The sequence below is a fragment of the Gordonia sp. DT30 genome, assembly GCF_049844915.1.
Classification (GTDB): domain Bacteria; phylum Actinomycetota; class Actinomycetes; order Mycobacteriales; family Mycobacteriaceae; genus Gordonia.
On sequence record NZ_JBNCLY010000101.1, the window covers coordinates 1 to 305 of the forward strand.

Annotated in this window: 1 pseudogene; it reads left to right on the forward strand. The window is 68.9% G+C overall.

The annotated features are described in order from the left end of the window. Positions 1 to 300, forward strand: a pseudogene (locus ACLQ3C_RS21610) (hypothetical protein); the annotation flags it as partial. Positions 301 to 305 lie beyond the last annotated feature (5 nt).

Here is a 305-nt window from a genome sequence, read left to right on the forward strand (position 1 = left end):
ATCGCCGCCGGCGCCGACGAGGTGGTGATCTCGTGTCAGCAACACGTGATCGGTGTGCATCAGCGCTGTTGGGACACGGCCCGCACGATCACCGATCCCGAGCATGTGGCTGCGGCGAAGGTGTTGCGCCGCACCTACACTCAGAACCAGCGTGCCCGCCATGAGGCGGCTGCGGCGGGGCGTCTGCTCCCGGCCGAGGCGGGTTTGGTGCGTGATCCGGGCAGCTATGACGCCCTGTTCGGGATCGACTTCGATCCCGACCCAGCCACCCGGGCGGCGACCGACGGCCAGGTGGCGTGATGGCT